Genomic DNA, 19,184 nt, shown 5'->3' on the forward strand with positions numbered 1-19,184 from the left:
AGGCACTTACGCCAACACCCCACACATCCCGATCGCCGAGCAATCCACCTGGAACGGCCCGAAAACCACCCCTTCAGTCCTGACCGGCGGATTGCCGGCCAACATCCCCTGGGCACTGGCGTTTTCGATGTTGCGGGCGATGTTGTGGTTGGCTTCGATGGCGCGTGCCACCGAGCCCGCCGAACCTTGGCCGATCCCCAACAGGGAGGATCCGTTGGTCATGAACGCCAGGAAGGCGATGACCCAGAGTCTGTGCCCTTTCATGCGCCGACGACTCCCGCGAGTTCAGACTGATCAACGCCGGCGTTTTGCGCACGGTATTCAAACTGAATGCCGGGATGAGCGACCTGGATCGGTGCTTCGAAGGTGACTTGCGACTGGGCTGAAAGACTGACCACCAGCACCATGGCAAGGTAAAGACCGATCGCCACATAGGCGCCGTGTTTGGCAGAAGTGAGAATTGCGCTGGCCATGATGTTCTCCGCAGGCATGTTTCAATACCCACAGAATCGATCAAAAAAGCCTGGGTAACCACTCAGGGTTATCCATAGTGACCATCAGCTTCATTGATCATTAAGCCAATCTATTTCAGTCTTCAATAAAACTCATCAAGCGTTCGCGGGCAGCGTCCGGTTCACTCGGAACAGGGTCGACCGCCGACAGAATGGGGGTTGAGTAGAGAAAAAGAACTACCAATGCCAGACGCGTCACCATGCTGCCGATCCTTGCCGTGAGGAGGAGTCAAAAAATCAGCGTCAATTTAAACGCATGGCAATGTGATATCAAGCGTGACATTGATGGCAAAATGATGCTGTCGCAAATGCGTTATGCAGGAGCGACATCACTCTGATCGTTTTCAACACCCGTGTTTCAACATCAGGGTCTTCGATCATCAGTGACTTCGCTCCTGCATAAAGGCAGGGATGGGCATTCAGGCCTGGGTTTTGTGATCCAGCGCGGCGTAGAAGTTGGCGCTCTGTTGCAGGTACTTCTGGGTGTAGCTCTGGGTGTGGGCTTTTTTGTCGCTGATTTCAACGTTGGCACTGGCTGGCAGCGCAACGGTGGCGGAAATGGCGGAAGCGGCGATGACAGAGAAGATGTTGAAGTTCATGGCGGTATTCCTCGGATTCAGTTGGCTTGCTTGCCCGGTGGGGCCGTGAAGCAAACTTAACCCTCGAGGGTTCGTGCCTTGAAATGCTTTGTAGCAGTACCAGATATCAGCGTCATTGATAAAAGCGGACAGGCCCCATCAACCGGGGCCTGCGGCTTATTGACGCAGCAGAAACCTGAGGTCGCTCGGGGCGTCCATTGGCAGCTTTTGCACGGTCTTGCCCAGCAGACCGGTCTTGGCGTCGCGTTCGACGACGACAATCTGGTTGCTCTTCTGATTGGCGATCAACAGGAATTTGCCACTCGGATCGAGGCTGAATTCCCGCGGATGATCGCCCTCCACCGCCCGGCGTTGCAGCTCACGGAGGTGGCCGGTGGCCGGGTCGATGGCAAACACCAACAGTTGATTGGCCGTGCCACGGTTGCTGACGTAGAGGAACCTGCCGTCAGCCGAGGCATGCAACGCCGCCGCAGCCTTGTCCGAGACCGGTTGCCCGGCAGCCAGATCGACGATCTGCGTCTGTTTGAGTTGGCCGTCGTGGTAATCGAACACCGCCACTTGCGCGCTCATTTCCAGGGTCAGCCAAGCGTGTTTACCACCGGCGCTGAACAGCAAGTGACGCGGCCCGCTGCCCGGCGGCAGCTGCACGAATGCCGGGGTGGCCGGGGTCAACGGCAGCTCCGGGTTGGCCTTGGGGTCGAAGCGGTAGGCAAACACCTTGTCGGCGCCCAGGTCATTGGCGAACACGTATTGGCCATCCGGTGACGGGATGGCCGAATGCACGTGAGCCGAGGCCTGACGCTCGGGGTTGACCCGGCTCGCCGGGTGGCTGCTCATCTGCACCACCGGTTTGAGCGTGCCATCGGCCGCCACCGGCATCACCGCGAGGGTGCCGCCCGGGTCCTCGGCCACCGAGTAATTGCTGACAAACAAATGGCTGCCATCGGTGCTGAGGCGGGAATGGGTCGGCTCGTTGCCCAGGCTTTGTACCTGGCTGATCAGGCTCAGCGCATGGCTTTTGGGATCGATCGCGTAACTGCTGACGCGCCCTACCGGATCGGTCTGGCCCGGACCGTTTTCGTTGACCACGAACAGGTGTCGCTGGTCCTTCGACAGGGTCAGCCACGACGGGTTTTCGCTTTTGATCACTTGCAGAGGGCTGGCATCGATCTGCCCGGTGCTGCTGTCGAAAGCCAGGCGGTAGATGCCCTGGCTTTGACCGGCGGTGTAGGAGCCCACCAGCAGTTGATAGTCGTCGGCGGATGCAGCCTGAATCCCCATCGCACCGATACTGCCAGCCATCAACAGTGGCCAGAGGTTACGCATCGCCTTGGTCGTCATCTTCGTTGTCACCGCTGACGACATCGCCCAGGCACACCAAACGGTGTTCACCCGAGTCACCGGTGATCAACCAGCTTTGCAGCGGGGCATCGAAGGTCGCGGCCTGGACCTGCGCGGGGGTGAACTCCCAGTGTTTGGCCGCACGGCCATCCATGCATTCAATGTGCAGATTATCGAACTCGTCGAGGGCGAATTCGAAGGCATGCAGGCCGTCGATCTCAACCATTCCGCAGTGTTCGAGGGCATTGAGCAAGGTGTCGGTTGGGGAAGTCATGGCAATCAGTCTTTGAATGAGAAAAACGCAATGATAGCTCATGCACCACCTCCCCTGTAGGAGCGAGCCTGCTCGCGATGGCGGCAGTCCAGTCGATTTAAATGTTGACTGATGTTCCGCTATCGCGAGCAGGCTCGCTCCTACAGGGATTGTGGTCAGCCGCTACAACGCCTCGCGGGTCGATTGCCCATCCACCAGTCGCTGGATGCGCAGCGGATTGCCGTTCTTCAGCGCATCCGGCAGCAAGCTGTCCGGGTAGTTCTGGAAACACACCGGGCGCAGGAAACGATCGATGGCCAGGGTGCCCACCGACGTACCGCGGGCATCGGACGTTGCCGGATAAGGCCCACCGTGAACCATCGAATCGCAGACTTCCACGCCCGTCGGATAGCCATTGAGCAGGATGCGTCCGACCTTCTGCTCCAGCAATGCCGTCAGCCCGGCGAACTGTTCGAAGTCTTCCGGCTCGCCAATGACGGTGGCGGTCAACTGGCCGTGCAGGCCGTTCAAGGCGGCCATCAGTTGCCCATGGTCTGCCACTTCAACCACTACCGTGGTCGGACCGAACACTTCCTCCTGCAACACTTCATCGCCATCGAGCAGCAGGCTGACATCGGCCTTGAACAGCTGTGGCTGTGCCTGATTGCCCTGTTGCGGATTGCCGGCCAGGTGCTCGATCCCCGGATGCGCGAGCAGTTTTTGCAAGCCTTGGCCGTAGCTGCTCAGGGTTCCGGCATTGAGCATGGTTTGCGCCGGCTGGTCACCCATCAACCCGGCCACTTGCTGCACAAACGCAGCGAATGACGCCGAGCGAATGCCGATCACCAGACCGGGATTGGTGCAGAACTGGCCACAACCCTGAACCACCGACGCCGTGAGGTCCCGGGCGACGGTATCAGCCCGCGCCTGCAACGCCTGTGGCAACACGATCACCGGGTTGATGCTCGACATCTCGGCGAACACCGGAATCGGTTGCGCACGGGCCGCCGCCATGTCGCACAAGGCTCGACCGCCCTTGAGCGAACCGGTGAAGCCTACAGCCTGAATCGCCGGATGCTTGACCAACGCCTCACCGACGCCACCGCCGTAGATCATGTTGAACACGCCGGCCGGCATGCCGGTTTTCTCGGCGGCGCGAATGATCGCGTCAGCCACCCATTCAGCCGTGGCCATGTGGCCGCTGTGGGCCTTGAACACTACCGGGCAGCCAGCCGCCAGCGCCGATGCCGTGTCGCCGCCAGCGGTGGAGAACGCCAACGGAAAGTTGCTGGCACCGAACACGGCCACAGGTCCCAGGCCGATACGGTATTGACGCAGGTCCGGACGCGGCAACGGTTGGCGCTCCGGCAATGCCCGGTCGATTCGTGCGCCGTAGAAATCACCGCGACGCAAGACTTTGGCAAACAGGCGCATCTGCCCGCTGGTACGTCCACGCTCGCCTTGAATCCGTCCCGCCGGCAACGCCGTCTCGCGGCAGACCACCGCGACAAAATCATCACCGAGGGCATCCAGTTCATCGGCAATGGCCTCGAGAAACTGCGCCCGCCGCTCCGCGCTCAGGCTGCGATAGGCCGGGTACGCGGTCGCCGCCGCGCTGGCCGCTGCATCGACTTCCTGCGGGGTCGCCTGATAAAAATCGTCGGGCAATGCCTCACCGGTGGTGGCATCGACACTCTGCAATTTGACGCTGCCAGCAGCGCTGCGTTGGCCGCCGATGTAGTTGTGACCAAGAATCCGGGTCATGGGTCAGTCCTCAAAGTGTGCCGACGGTGCCGGGCGCGAAAGCCGCTGCAACCGGTGCGATACCGTTGATCAATGGCGCGCCGAATTCGGCCTGAGTGATCTCGAACACGTCACCCGGTTGCGAGCGAATGCCGTCGGCAAAAGACAAGGTCGCCGTACCGAAGAAGTGAATGTGCACATCCCCCGGGCGCAGGAACTGGCTGTATTTGAAATGGTGGAATTCGAGGTTGGCGAGGCTGTGGCACATGTTGGCCTCGCCGCTGAGAAACTCGTTCTGCCATAGCACCTCGCCGTCGCGCAGGATGCGGCTGGTGCCCGCCAGATGCTGCGGCAGTTCGCCGACCCGCAGTTCCGGGCCATAGCTGCAGCTGCGCAGTTTCGAATGGGCCAGATACAGGTAGTTCTTGCGTTCCATGACGTGGTCGGAGAACTCGTTGCCCACGGCAAAACCCAGGCGATACGGCTTGCCGTCGTGACCGATCACGTACAGGCCGGCGATCTCCGGCTCTTCGCCGGCATCTTCGGCAAACGGCGGCAGGGGAAACGGCTGGCCCGGCCTGACGACGATGCTGCCATCGCCTTTGTAGAACCATTCCGGTTGCACACCGGCTTCATCCGCCGCCGGCTTACCGCCCTCCACGCCCCATTTGAAGATGCGCATGGTGTCGGTCATCGCCGTTTCGTCGCCACTTTGCTGGTGCATCTTGTCCCGGGCCGACGCACTGCCCAGATGGGTCAGGCCCGTGCCGCTGACCAGCATGTGCGCCGGGTCCGCATGGTCCAGCGGCGGCAGGATGCGCCGTTGCGTCAGCAGTTCGGCATAGTCATGGCTGATGCCCAGCCCCAGGCCTTGCACCTGTTGTTCAAGGCTTGCGCCCGCCTCGATCGCCGCCAATGCCAGATCGCGAACGCTGCACGCGTCCTGCACTTCGCGGACCAGACCGTTGTCGATCACGCCGACACGGCGTTCGCCGTTACTCAATTCGAACTGAACCAAACGCATGAAATTTCTCCTATTCCTTCAAAAACACCGCAGATCTCTGTAGGAGTGAGCCTGCTCGCGATAGCGATGTATCAGTCGCCGACAACATTGGCTGTGCCGACGCTATCGCGAGCAGGCTCACTCCTACATTGGATTAGCGTGCACTTGCTGCAAATTGATCGGCTGGCAGGACGTGTTTGCGTTCCAGCAGGCGATAGACAACGCCAGTCAGAATCAGGCCGAACACCATCACCCCGGAGAGGAAATACAAGCCGGACGCAAGATTGCCGGTGTATTCCTTGAGTGCGCCGATCACGAATGGACCGAGATAGCCGCCGAGGTTACCCACCGAGTTGATCAAGGCGATCCCCGCTGCCGCACTGGCGCCGGCGAAGAAGCGGCCCGGCAAGGTCCAGAACACCGCCGTGCAGGAGAACAATGCGAACGCCACCAGGCACAGCGCCGCCAGTTGCAGCACCGGCACCGACAACCAGGCGCTGAGGAACAAGCCAATCGCACCCAGCACGTAAAGCACGGCGAGGTGGCCGTAGCGGTCGTTCAAGCGGTCGGAACTGCGCGGAATGATCAGCAGGCCGACGATCCCGAAGATATACGGCACCGCGGAAACAAAACCGGTCACCAGGTCGCTGCCGCCGAACTGCTTGATCAAGGTCGGCAGCCACAGACCCAGGCCATAGATGCTCAGGGTCACCGGCAGGTAGAACAGCGCCAGCAGCAGGACGCGCTTGTCCTTGAGGGCGTGCAACGGGTTGCCGTGACGGGTCTGGCCGTAGGCATCCAGATCCTTTTTCAGCTCACCGCTCAGCCAGTCCTTTTCCGCCTGGTCCATCCACTTCACTTGCTGCGGGCCGTCCGGCAACCAGCGCAGCACCGGCCAGGTCAGCAGGATCGCCGGACAGCCGATGACGATGAACAGCCACTGCCAGCCGTGCAGTCCCAACACGCCGTCCATGCCCAGCAAGCCACCGGACAGCGGGCCGGTGATCATCATCGCGATGGGCTGCGACAGGATGAACAACCCGAGGATCTTGCCGCGATGGCGCACCGGGAACCATTGGGTGATGTAGTACAGAACGCCCGGAAAGAACCCGGCCTCGGCGGCGCCGAGCAGAAAGCGCATCACATAGAAGCTGTTCGGCCCCTGGACGAAGGCCATGCCGATGGTGATGGCGCCCCAGGTGACCATTATCCGCGCGAACCAGCGCCGTGCGCCGAAGCGGTCGAGCATCAGGTTGCTGGGAATTTCCAGCAGGAAGTAGCCGATGAAGAACAGCCCGGCGCCCAGACCGTAGGCGGCATCGCCCAGGCCAATGTCGGCGCCCATGTGCAGTTTGGCGAAGCCCACCGCGGAGCGGTCCACATAGGCGATCAGGTACAGCAGGATCAGGAAGGGAATCAGTTTCAGCGTGATGCGACGGATAAGCCGCAGTTCCTGGCTCATGAGATCGGTCTCCGATTGTTGTTGTTATAGAACCTCGGGGGACGCCTCTCGCGAAAAATTCGCCAGGGCCATCCCTCCGTTTGAGCGGACTATATAGTAATACTATTTACTCAACAACACTTCCAAAGCGCAGAATTTGCGCTTATGTTACGCCTCAGCTCGAACAATATAGTCATACAATAAGAGAACCGATCATGTCTGATAAGAAACCCACCCTGCGCTCCGCCCAATGGTTTGGCACCGCCGACAAGAACGGCTTCATGTACCGCAGCTGGATGAAGAATCAGGGCATCGCCGACCACCAGTTCCATGGCAAGCCGATCATCGGCATCTGCAACACCTGGTCGGAACTGACCCCGTGCAACGCGCATTTCCGCCAGATTGCCGAGCACGTCAAACGCGGGGTGATCGAGGCCGGGGGCTTCCCGGTGGAGTTTCCGGTGTTTTCCAACGGCGAATCGAACCTGCGCCCGACCGCCATGCTCACCCGCAACCTGGCGAGCATGGATGTCGAAGAAGCCATTCGCGGTAACCCGATCGATGGCGTGGTGCTGCTGACCGGTTGCGACAAAACCACCCCGGCCTTGCTGATGGGCGCCGCCAGTTGCGACGTACCGGCCATCGTCGTCACCGGCGGGCCGATGCTCAACGGTAAACACAAGGGCAAGGACATCGGCTCCGGCACCGTGGTCTGGCAGCTCAGCGAACAGGTCAAGGCCGGCACCATCAGCATCGACGATTTCCTCGCGGCCGAGGGCGGTATGTCCCGCTCGGCGGGCACCTGCAACACCATGGGCACGGCCTCGACCATGGCCTGCATGGCTGAAGCACTGGGCACTTCCCTGCCCCACAACGCGGCGATCCCGGCGGTGGATGCGCGCCGTTACGTGTTGGCGCACATGTCCGGCATGCGTGCCGTGGAGATGGTGCGTGAAGACTTGAAGCTGTCGAAGATCCTGACCAGGGAAGCCTTCGAAAACGCCATTCGCGTCAATGCCGCCATCGGCGGTTCGACCAACGCGGTGATCCACCTGAAAGCCATCGCCGGGCGCATTGGCGTGGAGCTGGACCTGGATGACTGGACCCGTATCGGTCGCGGTATGCCGACCATCGTCGACCTGCAACCGTCCGGGCGCTTCCTGATGGAAGAGTTCTATTACGCCGGTGGCTTGCCAGCCGTGCTGCGTCGTCTTGGCGAAGCCAACCTGATCCCGAACCCGAATGCCTTGACCGTCAATGGCAAGTCCATCGGCGAGAACACCAGGGACGCGCCGATCTATGGCGAGGACGAAGTGATCCGCACCCTCGACAACCCGATCCGCGCCGACGGCGGCATCTGTGTCTTGCGCGGCAACCTGGCACCTCTGGGCGCCGTGCTCAAACCGTCCGCCGCCACGCCCGAACTGATGCAGCATCGCGGCCGCGCGGTGGTGTTCGAGAACTTCGACATGTACAAGGCGCGGATCAACGATCCGGAACTGGACGTGGATGCCAACTCGATCCTGGTGATGAAAAACTGCGGGCCGAAGGGTTATCCGGGCATGGCCGAAGTGGGCAACATGGGCCTGCCGGCCAAGTTGCTGGCCCAGGGTGTGACCGACATGGTGCGTATTTCCGATGCGCGCATGAGCGGCACCGCGTATGGCACGGTTGTCCTGCACGTCGCCCCTGAAGCCGCAGCCGGCGGCCCGCTGGCCGCAGTGAAAGAAGGCGACTGGATCGAACTCGATTGCGCCAGCGGCCGTTTGCACCTGGATATTCCGGACGCCGAACTGACCGCGCGCATGGCCGATCTGCAACCGCCACAGAACCTGATCGTCGGTGGCTATCGTCAGCTGTACATCGACCACGTGCTGCAAGCGGACCAGGGTTGCGACTTCGACTTCCTGGTCGGTTGCCGCGGGGCTGAAGTGCCGCGTCACTCCCACTGACACCACAAATCCCCTGTGGGAGCTAGCCTGCTAGCGATTTCGGTCCATCAGTTGATATTAATGTTGACTGACACTCCGCTATCGCCAGCAGGGCTAGCTCCCACATTTGGTTTGTGTACCCACCTCAAGTTTGTACCGCGCCTGCTATCATGCGCGACACCTATTCGCACAGGACCGCGCCGCTCCCCATGGATTACCGCAAACCCTCCGACCGCAAAAGCATGCACTCGCGCATCGTCCAGGAACTGGGCATGCAGATCGTCTCGGGACGTTTCCTGCCGGACGACAAACTGCCCGCCGAGGCGCTGTTGTGCGAAGAATATGCGGTCAGCCGGCCGGTGCTGCGTGAAGCCACCCGGGTGTTGGTTGCCAAGGGCCTGGTGTATTCCCGCCCGCGTGTCGGCACCGTGGTCAAGCCGCGCAAGGACTGGCACATGCTCGATCCGGACGTGCTGCACTGGTTGATGCAGAGCAGTCCGCAGAATCAGTTTTTCGATCTGTTGACCAGCGTGCGCAGCATCATCGAACCGGCCGCCGCCGCCCTCGCCGCGCAATTCGCCACGCAAGCAGACATCGCGTCCATCGGTGAGGCCTACCAGCGTATGGAAGCCGCACCGACGCCGGAGGCGCTGCTGCAGCCGGACCTGGACTTCCACAGCCGAATCGCCGATGCCACCCACAACGACTTGCTGGCCAACCTGTGCAACATGCTCTCGGTGGCCATCGCCGAAGCCTTGAAGCATTCCAACCAGCGGCCGAACCTGCATGAACTGGCGCTGCCCCGGCACAAGGCAATCCTCACCGCCATCGAGAATCGTGATGCCCTCGGCGCGCGGCATGCGACGCTGGTACAACTCGATGATGCGCGCAGTGCATTGAACGTGGTGCTCGGCTCCGAGCTTTCCTGAGCCGCACATCGCCCGCTCGCCGAGCGTGCGACCGGGCACATTTTTCGAGTGGTCAGGTGGTAGCGGGATACCGCACAGCCCACCGACGAACTCGCCATTCTGGCAGCGAAAACCCTATCTTTTTCGCTACAGACTGGAATCCGACATGCAAAATCAATCCGCCATTACTCCGCCAGGCGCGGTCTCGCCCCCTCCCTCAAGTCTCGATACCGGCAACGCCCCTGCTCAAGCGGTCGCCCTTGGATTCGCCAGCCGACCGACTCTGCGCCAGGTCGCCCGGCAAGTCCTTCAAGCCAGCATTCTGGAACACTACCCGCCTCTTGCCGTGGATCTGGATATCACCCGGCTGGCCATACCGAATCAGACCGGGGGATGGGATCTCAAACTGTTGATCGATGTGGCCCTGGATTATCTGGGCAACGACACCCGCCTGAATCTCACGGAAGAAATTGACGGTCGCACACACTTCCTCACCAACCGGGTTCCCTCGCGCCTGACCTATGAAGCGCAAGGGCCTAAACGCCCCGACATGGGGGTTATCCAGGAAAAAATCCAGGCTCTGGCGTTGACCCTGGGCACCCACTTTCAGGAAGCACTGACGGCCTACTGGAACCAGGCTGACGAAACAGGTGCAACCCGCTGGAAATGGCTGGGTGACCTGTTGGCGACCGGTCTGAACAGCGCGGCCAGCCTTCTTCCGGCGGCGCAAAAACAGTGCAGGGCTGCACTCTACGAGCTGGCTCGTCATCCTGACCGCCGGGAGCGTCAGGCCATCCCCCACCCTGACGGTTTTGTACATGCCTATTGCCTGGAAACCTGCTTGATCCGCAACGGCGAAAGCAGGTCTTTCATGACGCCGGACCTGCTCGTGGTGCAAGGAAACCAGATCTTTTTGTACCGGGCTTCAGGCCGTCTGGAGTCACACCCGACCATGGAAGCGTTCAACCAGGCCTGGGGCCGCGAGGTGGAGCGCCAGTTCATCGCCGACAAAGTCGTCATCAAGCGTTCTGAACCCGATGGCAACATCTTCGATATCCAGGCCGCGTTGCTGCTTGAGTGTCAGTTGGAGAACCTGGACGCCATTCGGCTTCCGGCCGACCAGGGTGTTCGCCCATTGGAAGACCTTTTCGCCGCCAGCACCGACCCGACCCCTTACTTCAGCCTTGCCCCGGTGCCGGGCCAACAAGCTGCGGAAAAAATTCGCTCGACCCTGCCCCAGTGGCTCAAGGACGCCAGCGCCAACGATCGCGCCGAATATCGCCAATGGCTGGTCGAGCAAGCGCGATTGCAACGACAAACCGCGGGTAAGACGTTCCTCGACGGCATCGAAAACCTGCATGATTTCACCGCCAACGCCTTGCGTGATCAGTTACGCAAGGATCATCCCGACGCCGATTGTGAACCGGACGATCTGTTGCTGAATTTCCAGGTGGCGGCAGGCGATCTGGGCAGCGGTTTCATAACCCGCGTCCCCATGACGTTGATCGAACTGGCCATCCAGAATCTCAGCGCTGCCCCCTCCGGCAGCATGACCATCACGGACAAGACCGGCAAAGCCGTCCCGCAGTGGCTGACCCCTGACTACATTCTGGGTGAAAAAGGTCTGCTGAGCAGCACCGAGGGACTGATCAGCCGGGTGAACATCGGGGAACGCTATCCACAAACCCTCAAAAAGCTGCTGCTCGATGACAACAGCGAATCACAACGCCGCGAGATGCGGTTTGGCCAGGCCTTGAAGGTACACCTGCCGCTCCAGGCCCTGGAGCACAAAATCCGGGGCGAGCACGGTGTGAGCGCCCTGGGCTACCGTTACGTCAAGGCCGTCATGCACACCCACGCGCCCGAACGCGTCGTCGACGGCAACGACATCGTCGTTCGCGCACTGTCCTTCATCCGCAAGCCGGGCGCCGCCGCCGATGTGGTCGACAACATGTTCATCATTGAACCGCGGGACATCGCCATCGGGCCGCATATCCTGTATCGACCGGTGTACCAGGACTCATTGCGGCAGTTCGCGAGCCGTGAAGCGCTGTTCAATGCCATTGCACAACCCGGTGCGCTGCAAGACAGCGTGCTGAACTGGTTGCCGGACAAGGCCCGGCCGATCTACAGCCATGACGGATTCAACAGCCCTCATATCCTGCGTTTTGGCCTGGGGGACGACACCGTCCGCTGGGAAAAACCGGAGCCGGCACAGTTGGGGCAAGACTCTGACACCGACGCAGTACCGGGTTCGCTGGCACAGGCACTGACCAACGGAAACCTGACGCAGTATCTCTACGGCAGAAACGCCCGAGCCCTCATCGACTTGTCTGACAGAGAGTCCGTTTCCAACGCCGAAAGCCGTTGGGCCATCCTGCGCGAGGGCGGCTGGTTACTGTTCAACGCCGTGCTTTTGCCTCTGCTACGTGGACCTGCGATGGTAGCCGGCTGGATGCTGCAAATGGCCGCCAGCCTGGAAAACGATGTGACTGCGCTGCACAGTAATGACCCGACAGCCAGGGAACTGGCCTGGGTCGATCTGCTGCTCAACATTGGTTTGATCCTGTTGCACGCTCCGTCCCGGGCCCACCCTTCCGATCCGTCGGCGCCCAGACTCCACCCCGTAGAGCCGCCGCTCAAACTCGCCGACCTGCGCCGACCGCTCCTCGATGCCACCCCACTCACGACTGTCATCGAGCAAGGCATGATCGGCTTGCCGGCCGAACCTCCGGCCGCCGACAAAACACAGGTCGATTTCATCCACTCCACCGCCAGGGACTCCTCCGGCCGACGTCTGTTGAATGCATTGCTCGAACTGAATGTCGCTTGGCCGGTTCCGGTTCCCGCCCCCGCCGAAACCGGAACGCTCAAAGGCTTGTACCGTATCGACAACCAATGGCATGCCTCCGTGGGAGGGCTGCTGTTCAAGGTCAATGTCGTGGCGGGAGTCGGCGACGTTTACATCATTCATCCCCAAAAGCCGCTCCATCCCGGGTTCAAGCTCAAGACTGACGGACAAGGAAGATGGTCGCTGGACCCAGGCTTGAAGCTACAGGGCGGTGGACCTAAAAACCGACTCAAAGCCAAACTCGCGGAAATAGACAAGAAACGTGATCAAGCCAACATTGAGGTCAGCCGAATCGGTGGGATCATATCGACGCTGGCAACACAGGCAAAGGATATGGACCAGCAACTGGATGCGGCAAAAAAGCAGTACGAAAGCGCCCACAACGAACTGGGAGCCGCTCGTGTGCGTCTTCGTGCATCGCCCGAGGACCAGGCTCTGCTCGATGCTCACCGGCTCAAGGTCATTGCGCGTTCACGCAACCGGCTGAACTTCCAGATATTGCAGGAAAGAGATCAAGTCATCGTCGACCAGTTGATCCAGGCCCGTCGCGACTTGATCCAGGCCTATCGCCAACTCAAGGACGTTGACAGCCGCTTCGACTACGAGCAGAAAGCCACCGACGAGTACGGCGCGATCCTGATGCATCATGAACTGAGGATCTACCGACTGGCGTCCCTTTACCTGGCCAGCTTCATTTCCGAACAGGGCGAGTCGCTGATTGAGTTGCAATACAACATCAATGACATCGAAGGCGCCCAGCGCATGTACGACCTTCTGGAAACCAACTTCGCCGCCTCCGAGCGACATGCACAGGCAATCATCGCACTGGATGAAGCGCTTACCGAGCTGGCGCAAAACTTCAAGACCGGGCCGGCGCAACGCCTGAAATACCTCAAAGGCCACCCTGACCGCAGGTTCTCCAACCGAGTGACCGCCCTCCTCGAATCGCTCGACGTACTGAACACCTTGAGCATTGACACCACCGTCGAGGCGAAAACGCCGCAGGAACAGTACTTTCTCAAAGTTCATGAAGACCGTCTGGGCGCCATGTCAGCGCTCGAAGACTCCCACCTGGACCTGCTGAGCACGGATGGCTTTACCGCTCAGGAGCGCAAGGACGTCCTGATCAACCTGATCAGGCACTACAAAAGGCGCCTGCAAATCAACACCTCACTGCTGGAGCTTGAGTCCCCGTTGATCCGCCCCCGCTACATGTCGCTGCTGATGGAGCGTCTTGAAATCGTACGGGACAATGCCGAGACCGAACTGGCCGACCTGTTGCGCGAGGACGAATTTTTGCCGGTTTTGCCCGTCGCCTTCAAACCCGTCAAAGCACCGTCGCAGACCAAACGGGTGTTCAAGTCGCGGGATAACGGCGACCTGGTCGGAGAGCTGGAACCGGCGACCACCGGCATGCCGTTTGCGACAATCGTCACCCGAAACCCGCTCACCCTTCAAGTCAGTGGTCGGTTCATGGAGCACCCCAATGAGGGATGGGTCGAGATTGTCGACGCCGCGCCTGTGCGACCGACTCCGACACCGCAACCGCGTTCGTTTGCCGCGCTGCGCACGGAGGGGCAGCGGCTGATCGACGAAATCCCGGCCATTGAGCGCTCGATCGAATTTCAGAAAAGAAAGCTCAGTGATCCGCAACGGCGCGATGAACTCAACCCCCGTGACTGGAGCGATATGCTGGAACACCAGGCCGAACGGATCGAAACGTTGGCCAGCGAACTGGAACAGGCCCACCCTGCCAACCCCGGCATCAGTGCGGTACTTGAATCACTGCGTAACACGTCTGCCGCCACCCGGCTCAAAGGCCAGCAACATTGCATCGAGGGATACAAGGCGCAGCGCCCCCGGCAGGAAAGCATCGAGTACCTTCGCGACCGCCAGGCGGTAGACATCGGCCTTGTGCAGGCGCTCAAACGCACGGCAGCCAAGGACTACCTGACGGAGTTCGCCATTCGGGAGAAGAATTCGGTGAAGGTGCTGTGGTACGCCCATTTCCACTACGCCCAGTCGAACAGCGCGCCTTCGACTTACACGATTGCCCACCTCAAGCGTCCCGAACATCGCTTCGTGACCCTCAAGGATCTGATCGCCCAGGCCGGGTCTGACAACCAATTGATCATCCGCGACCTCTACAGCCCCATTACCCCGCCACGGGATCAAAGGCTGTTTCTGGATCTGGTGCCTGATCAATAACGTCTGAAACGCCGAAAGCCGCGCCTTTTCGAGGCAGCGGCTTTCGGTGTCGGCACAACCACGCAATCAGTGGGCGAACAACGAATTGCCCTTCTGCCCCGCCAGTTTCTCCGGTTTGATCAGGAACCGTGCCAGTGCCGGCAACAGCCACAGCGCACCGAACATGTTCCACAGCAGCATGAAGGTCAGCATCAGGCCCATGTCGGCCTGGAACTTGATGGCCGAGAAGATCCAGGTGCACACGCCGATCGCCAGGCACAGACCGGTGAACAGCACCGCCTTGCCGGTGGACTTGAGCGTCTGGTAGTACGCCTCTTGCAGCGGCAGGCCGGCACGCAGGAAGCTTTCCAGGCGGCTGTAGATGTAAATGCCGTAGTCCACGCCAATCCCCACCCCGAGCGCCACGACCGGCAGGGTCGCGACTTTCACGCCGATGCCCATGAAGGCCATCAGGGCGTTGCCCAGTACCGAGGTCAGCACTAGCGGCAGCACGATGCACAAGGTCGCCGCCCAGGAACGGAAGGTGATCATGCACATGACCGCCACACAGATGTACACCAGGATCAGGATGATCAGCTCGGACTTCTTGATCACCTCGTTGGTGGCCGCCTCGATCCCGGCATTACCGGCAGCGAGGATGAACTCCAGACCTTCCTTGTTGTTTTCCCTGGCGAACTCTTGCACCGCATGCACCGCGCGATCCAGGGTCTCGGCCTTGTGATCGTTGAGGAACACCAGCACCGGCGCCAGGGAACAGCTGTTGTTGTACAGGCCGTCAGCACGGGCGATGGAGTTGTTCAGCACATCCGGGTTACGCGACAGGGTTTCCCATTTCAGGTTGCCCTCGTTCATGCCCTTGATCATTTGCTTGGACACGGTCACCAGGGAAATCGCCGACTGCACGCCCTCGGTGTTCTGCATCTTCCACATCAGTTCGTCGATCGGCGCCATGGCTTCGTAGCGCGAGCACCCTTCGGACTTGGTCTTGACCATCACCACCAACACGTCGGAACTGGTGGAGTAGTTGTTGATGATGAAGTTGTTGTCCTTGTTGTAGCGCGAGTCCGGGCGCAACTCCGGGGCACCCTGGTCGAGGTCGCCGATTTTCAGGTTCTGGCTGTACCACAGGCCGCCACCAAAGGCGATCAGCGCCAGCAAAATGGAAACCGGGGCCACTTTCGCGCTGGCAAAGTTCGACAGCAGGCGCCAGAACGGGTGTTCGCGCACCGCGTCTTTCTTGCTGCGCTCGACGGCACGCTTGCTGATGCCGACATAGGAAATCGCCACCGGCAGCAGGATCAGGTTGGTGAACACGATCACCGCCACACCAATGGATGCGCCGATGGCCAGCTCACGAATCACACCGATATCGATGATCAGCAGCGTGATGAAACCCACAGCATCGGCGAGGATCGCGATCATCCCCGGCAGGAACAATTGACGGAAGGTGCGGCGCGCCGCCGTCAGGGCGTTGTCCGCTTCACTCGATTGCAGGGCGATCCCGTTGATCTTCTGCACGCCGTGGGAAATACCGATGGCGAAGATCAGGAACGGTACCAGCATCGAATAGGGGTCGAGCCCGAAGCCGAAGAAGTGCATCAAACCCAGTTGCCAGACCACCGCCACCAGCGTCGTGCTCAACACAGCGACGGTACTGCGCAGGCAGTTGGTGAACCACAGCAGGAGGATCAGAGTGATGACGAAGGCGACGCCGAAGAACATCACCACCATCACCAGGCCATCGATCAGGTCACCGACTTTCTTGGCGAAACCGACGATGTGGATCTTCACGTTCGGATTTTGTGTTTCGAACTTGGTGCGGATCTTGTCTTCAAGCTCGTGGGAGAACTGGCGATAGTCCAGCGCCAGCAGCTTGCCCTGGTCCTGCGGGTCCGGGTAGGACTCCAGCAACGGAATGTCGACGATGCTCGACTTGAAATCGTTGGACACCAATCGCCCGACCTGACCGGACTTGAGCACGTTGTTGCGCAGCAAGTCGAGGCTGGCCTGGGAGCCGTTGTAACTCTGCGGAATCACTTCACCGCCGGCGAAGCCCTCTTCGGTCACTTCGGTCCAGCGAACGCTTGGGCTCCACAGCGACTTGAGGCCGGAACGGTCGACGCCGGAGATGTAGAACACCTCGTCGTTGATCTGACGCAGGGTCTCCATGTACTCCTTGGAGAAGATGTCGCCATCGGTGGCTTCCACCGAGATCCGCACGGTGTTGCCCAGATTCGCCAGATCGTTGCGGTGCTCCATCATCTTCTGGATGAAGGGATGCTCCAGCGGGATCATTTTTTCGAAACTGGTGGACGGACGGATCAGCGTCGCCTGCCAGAACAGGAAAATACTGACCAGCAGGCAGATCGTGATCACTGCCGGGCGGTTGTTGAAGATCAGGCGCTCGAGGAACGTCGCCTTGTCCTGGTGATGAGTACTCAAGGAAGTCATAGCTCCGCCTTCTTATTATTAACCCGGCTCATTTACCCGACTCGGTACCGTTTGGCGAAGTGACGCGAACGCCGCCCTGCCCGGCCAGAACCAGATTGCCATTGCCTGCCGCAGTCACTGCCGAGACCGAAATACGGTCCGAACGGTTGACCACCTTGAAGGTCTCGCCATTGTCACTGCTGCGAATCACCGAACCGCCATTGCCGACGATCACGATGGAACCGTCGTCGAGCAGCGTGCCACCGGATAGCCCGAACTCCAGGTCGCCACGTTCAGCTTTGAGCTCGACCTGCTCCCAGTTGCTGCCGAAGTCCGTGGAACGGTAAAGGTTGCCGCGCAGTCCGTAGGCCAGCAGCGTATTGGGCTGCGCCGTGCCGATCACGCCGAACAGCGAGCCTTCGTACGGACCTTCGAGTTTCTCCCAGGTCTGGCCCCAGTCCGCGGAACGGAACATACTGCCCTGCTCGCCGACAATGAACAGCCCGGCGTCCTTGACCGCGGCGATCGCGTTCAGGTGGTACTGGTCTTCATTGTCGAGGCGGTCGCTGGCGTTTTCCCAATGTTTGCCACCGTCGGTGGTTTCCATCAGCGAGCCGTAGGCGCCCACGGCAAAGCCACTGTCGACGTCCTTGAACCAGACATCGAGCAGCGGCGATTCGCGCGTCAGGTCTTCGAACTGCTTGGTCCAGGTCGCGCCACCATCATCGCTGGCGAGGATCTGCGCATCATGGCCGACGGCCCAGCCGTGCTTGTCATCGACGAAAAACACCGACGTCAGCAGGGCCCGGGTCGGGACCTTGGCCTGGGTCCAGGTCGCGCCCTGGTCATCGGAATACAGGATGTGCCCACGGTCCCCGACCGCCACCAGGCGCTTGCCGGCGTGGACGACATCGAGCATCAGGCTTTTGGCAGCCTTGGCGGATTCAATGGAATAAACAACATCGGATGCAGGCGCCGCCGCGGCCAGCGCAGGCGCCGACAGCATGGCAGAGCCCAACAGCGAGAGCGCTGTGGCCAGCAACGCGATTTTGCGTAGTGCCGGCGGGCGGCAGATACCCACACCCATGACAGGCTCACTCATAGACCTTCTCCCATTATTATTGTTAGGTCGTTCAACCTTTCTGGGCGCCGCAAGGGTGCGTGTCTGGACCGGCTGTTTCAGAGCATAGTCCTGAAACCCGCAATCCAGAGCCCCTTCGGAAGCTGGCTTATCCTATCGGTGTTTTTTAATGCCTGACAATCGACGCCACGTTATGTTTTGTTAACCGGGGGGGATGGGGGTTGTTCTGAATGGTTGGGTATCAGGTGGGGTGATTGCGGTTTTGGTGTTCGGTGTTCGGTGTTCGGTGTTCGGAGTACATATCCGTTGCTGTCGTAACGGCTACTTATCCAATCGGTGTACATATCCGTTGCTGCGGTAACGGCTGCTTATCCAGTCGGTGTACATATCCGTTGCTGCGGTAACGGCTGCTTATCCAGTCGGTGTACATATCCGTTGCTGCGGTAACGGCTGCTTATCCAGTCGGTGTACATATCCGTTGCTGCGGTAACGGCTGCTGACGGTTTCGCTCTTACAGCGACTCACTTTTCCAAACGCCGAAAAGTAAGCAAAAGGCTTTGCCCCGACGTACGGCACCTCGCCAAGGCTCGGTGTTCCCTCGCTACGGTGTCCATCAGGGGGCATCGCCTCCGGTCTGCTTCGCGACGACCTCCTCTCGATGTGTTCGACTTCGTCGAACGGCGCTGCGCGCCTAACCCCCTGATGAACACCTACGCTCGGCCTGCCGAAGGGGCAAAAGATCAAAAGCCAGATCAAGATCAAGATCAAAAGCCAAAGCCAAAGCCAAAGCCAAAGCCAAAGCCAAAGCCAAAGCAGCTATGGATCTCTGAAAAACCGGGTACAAGCAGATGGGACTCGGTCGACTGTCATACCGCCATCGCGA

14 protein-coding genes are annotated in these 19,184 nt (G+C 60.3%); 3 read left to right on the forward strand and 11 right to left on the reverse strand.

Annotated elements, in window-relative coordinates:
• Positions 1–6: 6 nt before the first annotated feature.
• The 9 genes from ACM6J5_RS14705 to ACM6J5_RS14745 all read right to left on the reverse strand — a co-directional run bounded on the left by ACM6J5_RS14705 (position 7) and on the right by ACM6J5_RS14745 (position 6,913).
• Positions 7–264, reverse strand: coding sequence for a hypothetical protein (locus tag ACM6J5_RS14705; RefSeq protein WP_150724057.1), 258 nt, complete (start codon positions 262–264; stop codon positions 7–9).
• Positions 261–473, reverse strand: a complete 213-nt coding sequence (locus ACM6J5_RS14710; RefSeq protein ID WP_414928820.1) for a hypothetical protein — start codon at positions 471–473, stop codon at positions 261–263. The genes ACM6J5_RS14705 and ACM6J5_RS14710 overlap by 4 nt, the downstream gene beginning before the upstream one ends.
• 115 nt (positions 474–588) lie before the next feature.
• Positions 589–714 (reverse strand): hypothetical protein, encoded by a 126-nt coding sequence (locus ACM6J5_RS14715; protein WP_256589114.1) that lies wholly within the window; start codon positions 712–714, stop codon positions 589–591.
• A 217-nt stretch (positions 715–931) separates the two neighbouring features.
• Positions 932–1,111, reverse strand: a complete 180-nt coding sequence (locus ACM6J5_RS14720; RefSeq protein WP_007979950.1) for a hypothetical protein — start codon at positions 1,109–1,111, stop codon at positions 932–934.
• Positions 1,112–1,267: 156 nt separating this feature from the next.
• A complete protein-coding gene (locus tag ACM6J5_RS14725; RefSeq protein ID WP_095944819.1) occupies positions 1,268–2,437 on the reverse strand; it encodes a lactonase family protein in 1,170 nt (389 codons plus the stop codon).
• A complete protein-coding gene (locus tag ACM6J5_RS14730) occupies positions 2,430–2,768 on the reverse strand; it encodes a DUF5629 family protein (RefSeq protein WP_095944809.1) in 339 nt (112 codons plus the stop codon). Before ACM6J5_RS14730 ends, ACM6J5_RS14725 begins: the two co-directional genes overlap by 8 nt.
• A gap of 120 nt (positions 2,769–2,888) precedes the next feature.
• Positions 2,889–4,469 carry an aldehyde dehydrogenase (NADP(+)) gene (locus tag ACM6J5_RS14735; protein ID WP_095944810.1) on the reverse strand — a complete coding sequence of 527 codons (1,581 nt, stop codon included), beginning with the start codon at positions 4,467–4,469 and terminating at the stop codon, positions 2,889–2,891.
• A gap of 10 nt (positions 4,470–4,479) precedes the next feature.
• A complete protein-coding gene (gene araD1 / locus ACM6J5_RS14740) occupies positions 4,480–5,472 on the reverse strand; it encodes an AraD1 family protein (RefSeq protein WP_414928821.1) in 993 nt (330 codons plus the stop codon).
• 133 nt (positions 5,473–5,605) lie between these two features.
• On the reverse strand, positions 5,606–6,913 hold the full coding sequence (locus ACM6J5_RS14745) for an MFS transporter (protein WP_414928822.1): 1,308 nt from the start codon (positions 6,911–6,913) through the stop codon (positions 5,606–5,608).
• Positions 6,914–7,107: 194 nt separating this feature from the next.
• On the opposite strand from ACM6J5_RS14745, the gene ACM6J5_RS14750 reads away from it, so the two are divergent.
• The 3 genes from ACM6J5_RS14750 to ACM6J5_RS14760 all read left to right on the forward strand — a co-directional run bounded on the left by ACM6J5_RS14750 (position 7,108) and on the right by ACM6J5_RS14760 (position 14,790).
• The gene (locus tag ACM6J5_RS14750; RefSeq protein WP_150672946.1) at positions 7,108–8,844 is read left to right on the forward strand and encodes an IlvD/Edd family dehydratase; all 1,737 of its coding nucleotides are present in this window, start codon (positions 7,108–7,110) and stop codon (positions 8,842–8,844) included.
• 188 nt (positions 8,845–9,032) lie between these two features.
• Positions 9,033–9,752 (forward strand): FadR/GntR family transcriptional regulator, encoded by a 720-nt coding sequence (locus ACM6J5_RS14755; protein WP_172435374.1) that lies wholly within the window; start codon positions 9,033–9,035, stop codon positions 9,750–9,752.
• A gap of 145 nt (positions 9,753–9,897) precedes the next feature.
• On the forward strand, positions 9,898–14,790 hold the full coding sequence (locus tag ACM6J5_RS14760; protein WP_414928823.1) for a dermonecrotic toxin domain-containing protein: 4,893 nt from the start codon (positions 9,898–9,900) through the stop codon (positions 14,788–14,790).
• Between the two features lie 66 nt (positions 14,791–14,856).
• On the opposite strand, the gene ACM6J5_RS14765 is transcribed toward ACM6J5_RS14760, so the two are convergent.
• Positions 14,857–17,241 (reverse strand): efflux RND transporter permease subunit, encoded by a 2,385-nt coding sequence (locus ACM6J5_RS14765; protein ID WP_095944816.1) that lies wholly within the window; start codon positions 17,239–17,241, stop codon positions 14,857–14,859.
• 28 nt (positions 17,242–17,269) lie between these two features.
• Positions 17,270–18,322 carry a WD40/YVTN/BNR-like repeat-containing protein gene (locus tag ACM6J5_RS14770; RefSeq protein ID WP_095944817.1) on the reverse strand — a complete coding sequence of 351 codons (1,053 nt, stop codon included), beginning with the start codon at positions 18,320–18,322 and terminating at the stop codon, positions 17,270–17,272.
• Positions 18,323–19,184: the final 862 nt, after the last annotated feature.

Source organism: Pseudomonas sp. IT-P74, assembly GCF_949768175.1.
Classification (GTDB): Bacteria; Pseudomonadota; Gammaproteobacteria; order Pseudomonadales; family Pseudomonadaceae; genus Aquipseudomonas.

Bases quoted from the DNA above. Each gene is read 5' to 3' on its own strand.
- ACM6J5_RS14745 (WP_414928822.1), bottom strand. From the start codon at position 6,913: ATGAGCCAGGAACTGCGGCTTATCCGTCGCATCACGCTGAAACTGATT.
- ACM6J5_RS14705 (WP_150724057.1), bottom strand. From the start codon at position 264: ATGAAAGGGCACAGACTCTGGGTCATCGCCTTCCTGGCGTTCATGACC.
- ACM6J5_RS14765 (WP_095944816.1), bottom strand. From the start codon at position 17,241: ATGACTTCCTTGAGTACTCATCACCAGGACAAGGCGACGTTCCTCGAG.
- ACM6J5_RS14725 (WP_095944819.1), bottom strand. From the start codon at position 2,437: ATGCGTAACCTCTGGCCACTGTTGATGGCTGGCAGTATCGGTGCGATG.
- ACM6J5_RS14770 (WP_095944817.1), bottom strand. From the start codon at position 18,322: ATGAGTGAGCCTGTCATGGGTGTGGGTATCTGCCGCCCGCCGGCACTA.
- ACM6J5_RS14715 (WP_256589114.1), bottom strand. From the start codon at position 714: ATGGTGACGCGTCTGGCATTGGTAGTTCTTTTTCTCTACTCAACCCCC.
- ACM6J5_RS14760 (WP_414928823.1), top strand. From the start codon at position 9,898: ATGCAAAATCAATCCGCCATTACTCCGCCAGGCGCGGTCTCGCCCCCT.
- ACM6J5_RS14750 (WP_150672946.1), top strand. From the start codon at position 7,108: ATGTCTGATAAGAAACCCACCCTGCGCTCCGCCCAATGGTTTGGCACC.
- ACM6J5_RS14755 (WP_172435374.1), top strand. From the start codon at position 9,033: ATGGATTACCGCAAACCCTCCGACCGCAAAAGCATGCACTCGCGCATC.
- ACM6J5_RS14730 (WP_095944809.1), bottom strand. From the start codon at position 2,768: ATGAGCTATCATTGCGTTTTTCTCATTCAAAGACTGATTGCCATGACT.
- ACM6J5_RS14735 (WP_095944810.1), bottom strand. From the start codon at position 4,469: ATGACCCGGATTCTTGGTCACAACTACATCGGCGGCCAACGCAGCGCT.
- ACM6J5_RS14720 (WP_007979950.1), bottom strand. From the start codon at position 1,111: ATGAACTTCAACATCTTCTCTGTCATCGCCGCTTCCGCCATTTCCGCC.
- ACM6J5_RS14710 (WP_414928820.1), bottom strand. From the start codon at position 473: ATGGCCAGCGCAATTCTCACTTCTGCCAAACACGGCGCCTATGTGGCG.
- araD1 (WP_414928821.1), bottom strand. From the start codon at position 5,472: ATGCGTTTGGTTCAGTTCGAATTGAGTAACGGCGAACGCCGTGTCGGC.